Origin of the sequence: Bacillus sp. C30, from assembly GCF_040838255.1 — a bacterium.
Lineage (GTDB): Bacteria > Bacillota > Bacilli > Bacillales > Bacillaceae_G > Bacillus_A > Bacillus_A mycoides.
In genome coordinates, this window is the sequence record NZ_JBFPJH010000200.1 from 1 (window position 1) to 6,020 (window position 6,020).

Here is a 6,020-nt window from a genome sequence, read left to right on the forward strand (position 1 = left end):
GCATATATTCCTCCACATTCTAAAACGATATTTGAGATGGATTCCATATTTCCATTTCCAACCCATTTTTTTAATAATAATATATTCCGCTTAACATGAACACTCTTATACATACAATGAAAAAGTGATGGCTACTTGCCATCACTTTTTCATTTACTCTATTTTTTCTCTAACCCTTGACCAAATGCTTTCAAGAAGCTAAAACCGAATGTAATTGCTCTATTGATATCTGGATCTTTTAACACTTTAAAGAAATCCATCACTTTTGTTTTCTTTCCGTTTTTCAGCTCATCCGTTGCAAATTGTAATCCAGTGACTAAACTAGATGTTATTTGTTTCGTTATTTCTGGGTCCACTGAAGATAATGCCTCTCCTGCCCCCATCATATTGTTTAATACGTTTTTTACTGGTTCACGATTCAATTGTTCAACAGCTATTTTGGAAACATCTTCTTTTGCAGCAAGTAAACTAATTGCTGCATCTAAAATTCCAGCTTTTTGCAACTGCGCTAATAGCTGCATCGTCTCTTCTACTGCTTCTCTATTTTCAGCTAGATCATTTAACAACTCATCTGTTACTTGCTGTTTTTTTTCTTCTTCTGTTACAATCTTTTTTTTAATTAAAGTAATCTCTTTTGCCATTATCTCCGCCCCCTAATTCTGGTCCACAAGTGATACGTATTGTTTTCTTTGCCACTTTCGCTCGATTTCAACACCATTTTGCGGATGACGTTTTTTATCTCTCGGGTTTGAAGATGGTAACGGACGATTTCCTTTTTCACGTAATACGCGCAGTTTCACCATTGTTTGTTTATAAGCTGGTGTACACGTATAAATGTCTGTTGCTGTTCCTGTTAAAATATTGATTGCCTCTTCATTTACTGTCGCATGCATCGGCAAATATAACTCATTTCCAGTTACACGATCTGTAACAAGCGCTTGTACTTTGATTTTTCCAAATGGTGATGCTAACTCTACAAGACCACCATCTTTCACATTGCGTTCTTTAGCAAGTTCAGGTGAAATTTCAACAAATACTTCAGACACTTTAGATAAAATACCAGCCGACTTATTCGTCATATTCCCTTCATGGAAATGCTCTAGCATACGGCCATTATTTAATAGTAAATCATACTCATCTGGTGCTATAACTGGCGGAACCCATTCATCTAGTGATAAACGTGCTAGTTTGTCTGGGAAGTTAAATCCATCTACATATAATAATGGTGTATCACTACCATCATGGCTACCCCAACATAAACTATTCCAGCCTTCTAGACGGTCGTACGTCGCTTGAGAGTATAACGGTGCAAGCGATGCAATTTCGTCCATAATTTCACTTGGACTTCCATAATTCCAGTCTCCGCCCAGTGCACGAGCTACTTTTTGTAAAATCCACCAATCTGGTTTTGAATCACCAAGCGGTTTCAATACTTCGTATAATCTTTGAATACGGCGCTCTGTATTCGTAAACGTTCCTTCTTTTTCTAAGCTTGGTGCTGCTGGTAAAATAACATCGGCGAAACGAGCTGTTTTCGATAAGAACATATCTTGAACAACAAGGAAGTCTAAATTCGCTAAAATATGTTGTACATGGTTGGCATTTGAATCTACTAAAGCCATTTCTTCTCCCATAACATACATACCACGCAGTTTTCCTTCTTCGGCCGCAAGTAACATTGCGATATTATTTAATCCCGGTTCTTTCGGAATGGTAGTACCGTATGCTTTTTCAAATTTCGCACGATGCACATCATCTGAAACAGCTTGGTAACCCGGAAGCCAGTTCGGTAATGTCGCCATATCACAAGCACCTTGTACGTTATTATGCCCGCGTAACGGATACGCACCGGCACCAGGACGACGGTAGTTACCTGTAACGAGAAGTAAATTTGAAATTGCTGCTGACGTTGTACTTCCTCCTGTATTTTGAGTTACACCCATTCCCCAAAGTACACAAGTACCATCTGCTTCATATACCATACGAGCCATTTCTTTTAACTGAGCTTTAGAAATCCCTGTAATTCCCTCAGTATAATCAAGCGTATATTTTTCTAGCATTTTGCTATATTCATCAAAATTCCTTACATTTTCAGCTATGAACTTTTTATCGTGCCAATCTTGATCGATAATGTATTTCGTTATCCCAGCAAGCCATACATAATCCGTCCCTTGACTCGGGTGAACAAATATATCAGCACGCTCCGCCATTTCATGTTTACGAAGGTCTGCGACAATTAGTTTTTGTTCATGTAATTTATGAGCACGCTTCACTCTAGTTGCAAGTACAGGATGTCCTTCTGTTGGATTTGCCCCAACAATAATAACAAGACCTGCCTCAGCAATATCTTTCACTGTTCCAGCATCTCCGCCCATACCGACAGTTTTAAATAAACCGTCTGTTGCTGGAGATTGGCAATAACGGGAGCAGTTATCTACATTATTTGTTCCATATATTTGACGAGCTAGTTTTTGCATAAGATAGTTTTCTTCATTTGTTACTTTCGAAGAAGAAATAAACCCAAACGCATCGCTACCATACTCTGATTTAATATGTTGCATATTAGATGCAACAACTTCAAGAGCCTCTTCCCATGAAGCCTCAACAAACATATCCCCTTGGCGAATTAACGGCTTTGTAATACGCTCTTCACTGTTCACAAAGTCCCATCCGAATTTTCCTTTTACACATGTGGAAATACCATTAACCGGTGCATCTGAAACAGGTTGCACTTTTAAAATTTGACGATCTTTCGTCCATACTTCAAATGAACAACCTACACCACAAAATGTACAAACTGTTTTTGTCTTATTAATTTTCGTCTTACGCATCGCGGACTCTACTTCTGAAACTGCTAAAATACTGCTATATCCAGGCTCTACATCTTTTACAAAATCAATCATTGGATTAAGCACATCTGGTTTTAAACCAGTCATAAATCCAGCTTCTCCTAGCATCGTTTTTTCCATTAATGCATTACAAGGACAAACTGTTACACATTGCCCACAGCTAACACAAGACGAGTCATTTATACTCACACCATTGTCCCAAATAACACGTGGACGGTCTAAACTCCAATCAATCGATAAAGTTTCATTTACTTGTAAATTTTGGCATACTTCTACACACTGCCCACAAGCAATACATTGATTTGGATCGTATCGATAGAATGGATGCGACGTATCCACTTCGCATGTACTTACTTTCGGTTCATATGGATATTTCTGTTCTTCAATCTCCATCATATGTACTGTATTATGGACTTTACAGTTACCATTATTGTTATCACATACTGTACAATACAATAAATGATTCTCTAATATTCGATCCATCGCTTCAGTTTGTGCTTCCTTTGCACGTTCCGATTGCCTCTCAATATGCATGCCATCTTCCAACTTCGTCGAACAGGCACGTAGTAAACTTCCATTCACTTCTACAATACATGTATCACAAGTTTGAATAGGATCTACCTCTGGTACATGACAAATTTGAGGATGTTCTAAATTACTTTCGTTAAACAATTGGAGTATCGTCTTTTCACCTGATACGAAAAATTCTTTACCATCAACGGTTACACGGACTGTCTGTTCTGTCATAGTTTCCCCTCTCCTTACAACTAACTGTACAACACAATTATGAATCCGTTTTCATAATTGTGTTGTACATATTTTTGAAGCGCTCTGTTGAAATACTTTCCTTTGGAAGTCGATTCTAGATGTTATAAGGTATAACTACGAAAGCTTGAAAATGTCGCTATTCTACAAATCTATTATATCGTACATATACAATAATAACCAAAATAATCTGCCATCTTCTTGTTAGTAGATGCTTTTGTTTTTTCGATGTTTTATGATAAATATGGAGAAAAATACATATAAAGGGGAATTTAATATGGGGCCTATTCAAGAAACATATACAATTGTACGTTATCAATCTGGTACATTTTCAAAACAAACCGATGAGGTTGTTACGGAATCTCCTATTACAATTAAATTAAATAGCGAAGAATACGTAACAGTTGTATGCACTCCTAATTACATTGAAGATATGGTAACCGGTTTTTTAATTTCTGAAGGAATTATTTCTTCTTATAAAGATATTGAAGAATTATGGATCCAAAAAGAAAACGGAATTGTCCATGTAAAATCATCAAAAATTAATCCGCTCTATCAAACTTTATATAATAAACGGTACGTAACTTCTTGTTGCGGGAAAAGTAGACAAGGTTTTGTTTTCGTCAACGATGCAGCAAAAGCAAAAAAGTTACATGATATACATATAACTATTACTCCGGAAGAATGTTTTCACCTAATGACTTCCTTACAACAATCTTCAACTACATTTCGCCAAACGGGTGGTGTGCATAATACCGCTTTATGTGATCGAAATAACATTCTTTTATCAAGAATGGATATCGGAAGACATAATGCGCTAGATAAAATATACGGTCATTGTTTACGAAACAATATCTCTGTTCAAGGGAAAATCATTGCGTTTAGCGGACGCATCTCATCTGAAATTTTGTTAAAGGTTTCAAAAATAGGTTGCGAAATTGTTCTATCTAAATCAGCTCCAACTAAACTAGCTCTGCAACTCGCCCACGATTTAGGTATTACCGTAGTAGGATTTATTCGAAATGGATCTTGCAATATTTATACACATCCGGAACGAATCGATGGCTACAAAATAAACGATTGAATACGTAAAAGAAAGTGAAAATTTAATCAGTGGAGGGTTTTTCCCTCCTCACTGATTATTAGCCCAACCAATCGGGCTTTTACGGGCAATCCGACTCCCACGAATAGTTGGATAAAAATTACTCCTTTACAAAGCGGGAATTTTAGTTATAAAAATGTAACATATTAAAAACTTGAATAGTTAATAAAGTTAATATATAATTTCATTATATAAAGTGAAACTATAATCAGTGGGGGGGTGTTCATCCCCCACTGATTATTAGCCTTCACCAATCGGGCTTTTACGGGCAGTTGATCTCCCACCTAACTTCTTTGCTCCATCCGAATTTTAAGGTAGGAGTTTTACTGCCCACAAATAGCGGGATAAATAAAATGAAAACATAGTAGCATAATCTTTTCATTCTTTTACAAATTAAGAAAGAATAGTCACAGAATACATTTAACTAAACTTAATCTTACAAAGTTAATGAATTAAATTTGAATCAATCTAGGAGGTTACAACTATGGAAATTCGCTTATTAACAACAGAGGATGCAGAAATTTATTTGAAAGTGTGTATGGAAGGTTTAATGAAAAACCCTGAGGCTTTTAGCTCTTCTTATGAAGATGTTCTTAAACAGGAAAACCCTGTCGCTGCTATGGCAAAGCGATTAAGCAATCCGGATAAGTATACTCTAGGTGTCTTCAAAGATAATGATTTAATCGGTATTGCTACTCTAGAAACAAAGCCATTTATTAAGCAAGAGCATAAGGCAAAAATCGGCTCGGTTTTTGTTTCTCCAAAAGCGCGTGGCCTCGGTGCAGGACGAGCTTTAATTAAAGCGATTATTGAAAATGCCGATAAATTACATGTAGAACAGCTTATGCTTGATGTTGTCGCTGATAACACTGCTGCAAAAAAATTATATGAGTCCCTCGGCTTCCAAACTTACGGTGTACAAGAACGGTCCTTAAAACATAATGGCCAATATTGGGACGAAGAGCATATGGTTTTATTCTTAAATAATTAACATTTTAATATAATTTTTCAAAAGCATCTTCTTATTAATTAAGATGCTTTTTTCATTACAACAATGTAATCTTCATGTCACCTTTATCGATCGTTCCAATCCTTTCCATTCGTTATACTAAAAATATAAAGTGAAACTTCACTCAGCGAGGAGGATCCGTCTCCCGCTAATTATTAAATGAACGTATAGCATGCAATTGATATGTAGAGGAGAATGTGACATGAAACAAAATAAACAAGCTATCTTTTTAATATGCGCTACAGCAATTGTAACTTCTGGATTAGCAATTTTACCTTGGTTTATTATATAGAAT

Annotated in this window: 4 protein-coding genes; 2 read left to right on the top strand and 2 right to left on the bottom strand. The window is 36.2% G+C overall.

The window, feature by feature from the left end; translation table 11 throughout:
- Window positions 1-158: 158 nt before the first annotated feature.
- Entirely contained in the window at window positions 159-641 is a 483-nt protein-coding gene (locus tag AB3X49_RS16155) for a helical membrane plugin domain-containing protein (RefSeq protein ID WP_367963321.1), read from the bottom strand.
- 12 nt (window positions 642-653) lie between these two features.
- Window positions 654-3,596 carry a formate dehydrogenase subunit alpha gene (fdhF, locus tag AB3X49_RS16160; protein ID WP_367963323.1) on the bottom strand — a complete coding sequence of 981 codons (2,943 nt, stop codon included), beginning with the start codon at window positions 3,594-3,596 and terminating at the stop codon, window positions 654-656.
- 295 nt (window positions 3,597-3,891) lie between these two features.
- On the opposite strand from fdhF, the gene fdhD reads away from it, so the two are divergent.
- Window positions 3,892-4,698: a formate dehydrogenase accessory sulfurtransferase FdhD gene (fdhD, locus tag AB3X49_RS16165; RefSeq protein WP_002125147.1), complete on the top strand. Its 807-nt coding sequence runs from the start codon at window positions 3,892-3,894 to the stop codon at window positions 4,696-4,698.
- Between the two features lie 502 nt (window positions 4,699-5,200).
- Window positions 5,201-5,707: a GNAT family N-acetyltransferase gene (locus AB3X49_RS16170; protein ID WP_002010444.1), complete on the top strand. Its 507-nt coding sequence runs from the start codon at window positions 5,201-5,203 to the stop codon at window positions 5,705-5,707.
- Window positions 5,708-6,020 lie beyond the last annotated feature (313 nt).